Genomic DNA, 4,915 nt, shown 5'->3' with positions numbered 1-4,915 from the left:
GTCGGCGATTTTCCATTCTTTTTCCTTTTGTAATAGAATGAGATTGCCTGATGGAGGGAATTTCCATAGATAACTGAGGGGTGTTTTTGGATAAAGCCTTTTAAAATATGGACATACCTGTATTTCAAAGGGCAGGTGATATAGTCATCAATTTGGTAGTGGCTTAGGGTAATCAATCCTTTCTCCTCTATTTCCTTTGTTTCAATCTGCACATCCCTTATCATTTCAATCTTATCCATCGGGGATGATGCCTTTGGTTTCTCCTTGGGAATATCCAATGCCTCATAAACAAATTGCGATGTCTTCCAAGGCCTCTTTGTCCCATAATCCCTGGCTGAGGTAAGATAGAGCTCCTCCTTTGCCCTTGTCATTGCTACATAGAATAGCCTGCGCTCCTCCTCCTGATGAAAGTCTCCTGAGGGCAATATGTCCTTGATCAGGGGTTCTGGAATCTCAAGGATATCTGGCCGATTATCCGAAGGAAAATGCCTTTGCACCAGCCTTGGGATGAAGACATACTTAAACTCAAGCCCCTTTGCCTTATGCACAGTAAGAATCTTAACCAATTCCTCCTCTGGCTCTGGCTCTATTGCCCCTGGGTCATCGCCAGATTCTATCAAAAGGTCAAGATAAGCGACAAGCTCGGGGATTCTATTATACCTTAACAATGGCTGGATATTCTTTATTATCTCAAAGAACCTGCCGATATTTAAAAGCTTTCTCTCATTCTCTCTGGAAAGGTTGCTGGTAAGCTCTGGAATATAGGAGGAAGAAAGGAATTGATAAAGAATCTCACCTGGTGAAAGTTTTGCGGAAAGCTCAATAAACCTGGTTATCTCATTTTTTATCCTCTCTATAATCTCCAATGTTTCAGGTAAAACCTCAACCCCTCCTGACCCCTGACCCTTGACCCTTGACCCTTGATTAAACACCCACCACAAAGACCTTTTTTTATTTGAGCTTTCTGCCATAAGCCTGCTCAAATCATATTGATTCATTTGGTAAATCTCAGATTGGCCAAGGTAGTAAAGGCTTAATGTATCATCGGGATTGTTTATTAGCCTTAAAAATGCAAGCAATGTCTTTACCTCTGGCTGGAAATAAAGGCCGGTATCGCCACTGAAATATGATGGTATGCCAAGAAGGTTTAATGTCCTTTTATAGATTTCTGCGTCAGCATTTGCCCTGACTAGAATAGCAAAAGAGGATGGGTTTTCTCCCTGCTCTATCTTTTCCTTTATGATCTTTCCTATAGCGTCTGCCTCTGATGTTCCATCCTCATAGTGGATAAATATTGGAGGCTTTCCCTCTTGGGTTCTTCCTTCTAAATGCTTGTCTATCCCCTCTTTATACTCAAGCCGGTCGGGATTGTTATATTGGATAAGCCGATAGGAGGCGTCCAGAATGGGTTGACAAGAGCGATAATTCTTTTTTAGGACAATAATCTTATGGGAAGGAAATGAGCTTTGAAAATTTAATATATTTGAGATGGCTGCGCCCCGGAACTTATAGATGGATTGGTCATCGTCGGCCACGACTGTAATGTTTTCTCCTGCAAGCATTTTAAGCATTTGAAATTGGGAAAAATTTGTATCCTGAAATTCATCCACCAAAATATGGCTATACCTTTCTTTGTATGATTTTAAAACCGAGGGGTTTTCACGAAAAAGCTTTAAGACCAGAACAATCTGGTCTCCAAAGTCAACCAAGCCATTCTTTCTCATCAGCTCTTCATATTTCTTATAGGATAAACAAAGCTCAACCTGCTTTTCCTTGTAATCCTTTTCTTCCTCTGTTTCACTGGGCAATGCTTCTACATACTCAATATATTCCTCTGGTTTTATGTCCTCATCCTTGCACCTTGCAATAAGCTTTACAAATGCTTGTAGGTATCTGGTTGGGTTTGTTAAAGGTCTATATCTTTTTAAGGGAAATTCAAATAAATTTTCCCTTAAGAATATAACCTGCTCTGCATTGGTTAGAACCTTAAAATCGGGTGGAAGACCAAGCTCTAATGCATTATCACGCAAGATTCTGTCCCCCAAGGAATGGAAGGTTGAGATGGTATAATTGGTAAATCCATAGGGTATAAGCAGATCAACCCTGTTTTCCATCTCATAGGCTGCCTTATCAGAAAAGGTTGTGGCAAGGATTTCTTGGGGAAGGATTTTTTCTTCCACAATCAGCCAAGCTATTCTTTTTGTAATCACAGATGTCTTCCCTGTTCCCGCTCCGGCAATGATAAGCAGCGGTGAGCCTTTATGACAAACAGCCTCTTTTTGCTCCTCGTTTAATCCATCCAAAAGCATAATCTAAGATTACCAGAAAATCAAAGATACATCAAGAAAAAATTTACTTTTTTATGGGTAAAGAAGCTCCTAATTTTTTCGCTTGACAAAAATATCTTTTATAATTTATTATTAAACTATCTTAAATTTCGGAGGATATTGAAATGAAGGTAAGAAGTTTTAGAAAAAATCAAGGGTTTACCCTTATTGAATTGATGATAGTAATAGTAGTTGTGGGGATTCTCCTCGCTATTCTTCTTGGACGACTAACTTTGATAATGGACAGGGCTCGTGAGAAGACAACCCATAAGAATTTAAAGAACATTAAGCTTGCTATAGATGCTGCCTGCGAACAACCTGATGGTGGATACGATTATCCAACAAACGCTCCTGACTTTAAAGCGAAGTTGGAAGAAAGGTTTGGGGAGGGAAATATTCCAAGGGCTGTATTGCGGATGGGTGTTGACGCTCCTCCCTCCAATGAGTGCTTTGTAGCAAATGCTGTAACAGAGATTCCAGTTAACCCCCCCGGAGGAGGCTGGGTGCTTATAATAGCTGGTGAGGAGAGGGGTAGGGTTTGTATAAATAGCAACGAGTTAGATACCGGTGGAAATCCATATAGTTCCTACATCTGTGAGTAAAATATTCTTCCCTTCCTTGTATTTTTCTTCTTAAAATCGGATTGCCAAAAAGGGTTCTTAATAACCCTTTGTATAAAATGAAGGCATTTATTAAGACTTATGGCTGCCAGATGAATAAGTATACATCCCTTGTCTATAGCAAGGAATTGTCTCAGCTTGGCTATGAGATGACAGAAAATGAAGAGAGGGCAGATGTTATTCTTCTTAATACCTGTAGCGTGAGAAAGCATGCTGAGGATAGGGCCTGTGGAAGGCTTAATACCCTTTTATCCCTAAAGAGAAAAAATCCAAATTTAAAGATTGGCATTGTTGGGTGTATGGCAGAAAGGCTTGGCAATAGGCTTTTTGAGAGGTTTCCCCAGCTTGATTTTATCATTTCCCCAAATGATATAGAGAAGATAAGGAATGTAATAGGAAAAGAAAAACCTTGTGAGGTTCAAGAAAATTTTCCCTGCCAAAAAGGGATTAAGGCATTTGTCCCGGTTTCCTTTGGCTGTTCCAATTATTGCTCATATTGCATTGTTCCATATACCACAGGATGCCTTAAAAGCAGAAAAAGGGACGAAATCATTAGAGAATGCGAATTTTTATTGAAGAATGGCATAAAGGAGATAACCCTGCTTGGTCAGGATATAACATCCTATGGAAGGGATTTAAATAATGGAAATTTAGCAGATATTTTAAGCTCGGTTTCAAGCCTGGGGGTTTTAAGAATAAGGTTTATCACCTCCCATCCAAAGGGGATAGATGATGAGATAATTGGGCTTATTGCTAGCAAGAAAAACATTTGTCCACACCTTCATCTTCCCTTACAATCTGGCTCTAATAAAATTCTTTCCCTGATGAACAGGGGTTACACAATTGAATATTACATTACACTTGTAGAGAAAATAAGAAAAAGCCTTCCAGAGCCTTCCATTACCACAGACATCATTGTTGGATTTCCAGGAGAAACTAAAGAGGATTACGAAAAGACAGAAAAGGCTCTGGAATTTATAAAATTTGATGCAGGATTTTTGTTTAAGTATTCACCAAGGGAAGGAACAGCTGCTTATAAATTAAAAGAGGAATTAAGCGAAGAAGAAAAAACAGAGAGGCTAAACCATCTTATTAAAATGCAAAATGAAATATCTTACAAGAAAAACAAATGCCTTATAGGAAGAGAATGCAATGTCCTGGTTGAGGGAGAAAACCTTAAAGATAAAAAATCCTTGCTAGGAAGGACAGATACAGATAAAATGGTTGTATTTAATGGAGAGCGTTCTCTAATAGGAAAGATTATAAAAGTAAAGATTGAGGATGCTTCAACCTATACACTAAAAGGAAGATGCAAAACAAACTAGCATTTATTAGAATAGCCCTTATCCCCTTATTTATCTTTACCGTCACTTATCAAAAAATTCCCCTTTTTCGCAACAAGCCAATTTTTCCTATCCTTGTCTTTCTTATATTCTTAAGCCTTGAAATTGCAGATAGATTTCTTGATGAAGAGGGGGGTTTATCAGATGTTATAAACCCTATTTGTTCCAAGATTTTTGTCATTATTGCCTTTTTTCTCCTTTTTTCAAAAATGGGCTTTCCAAAATGGATAGCCTATACGGTCATTTGCCGTGAGATTTTGGCAATTATTGGCTGGTGTGTCTTCTATCAAGCAATTCCAGATGAAACATTTGGGAAGGAAAGGGGCATGCTCGGTAAGGGTTCCTATATTTTCCAGGCAATGACTATTTTTCTTTATCTTTTCAACGGAATGAGCCAATTAACCTACATTATTAGCATTGTTATGCTTACATTTACCATAACATCCCTTATCGATTACCTGATGAATGTTTAGCAATGAATACAAAACATAAGGATGCGATTGAGCGAGCAAAAAAAAACAGTGGCCAGAGAGAAAGACAGAGAGGGGTTAATTGAATTATAGTTAATTCCATAACGCTTTACAAAATGTATGTGTTTAGATAATCTTAAGGAAAACTTTATAAA

The 4,915-nt window shown here is 38.4% G+C and carries 4 protein-coding genes; 3 read left to right on the top strand and 1 reads right to left on the bottom strand.

Annotated elements, in window-relative coordinates:
• A partial coding sequence (locus tag AB1397_00195; GenBank protein ID MEW6481425.1) for an ATP-dependent helicase occupies nt 1-2,309 on the bottom strand: 2,309 nt, incomplete at its 3' end.
• 143 nt (nt 2,310-2,452) lie between these two features.
• Between AB1397_00195 and AB1397_00190 the strand changes: the two genes are divergently transcribed.
• From AB1397_00190 to AB1397_00180, 3 genes are all read left to right on the top strand, one after another.
• A complete protein-coding gene (locus AB1397_00190; GenBank protein ID MEW6481424.1) occupies nt 2,453-2,929 on the top strand; it encodes a type II secretion system protein in 477 nt (158 codons plus the stop codon).
• A gap of 77 nt (nt 2,930-3,006) precedes the next feature.
• Nucleotides 3,007-4,272 carry a tRNA (N6-isopentenyl adenosine(37)-C2)-methylthiotransferase MiaB gene (miaB, locus tag AB1397_00185; protein ID MEW6481423.1) on the top strand — a complete coding sequence of 422 codons (1,266 nt, stop codon included), beginning with the start codon at nt 3,007-3,009 and terminating at the stop codon, nt 4,270-4,272.
• Entirely contained in the window at nt 4,257-4,763 is a 507-nt protein-coding gene (locus AB1397_00180; protein ID MEW6481422.1) for a CDP-alcohol phosphatidyltransferase family protein, read from the top strand. Before miaB ends, AB1397_00180 begins: the two co-directional genes overlap by 16 nt.
• Nucleotides 4,764-4,915 lie beyond the last annotated feature (152 nt).

The organism is bacterium, assembly GCA_040756715.1.
GTDB lineage: Bacteria > UBA9089 > UBA9088 > UBA9088 > UBA9088 > JBFLYE01.
This window is presented reverse-complemented; position numbering and strand designations above follow the sequence as displayed.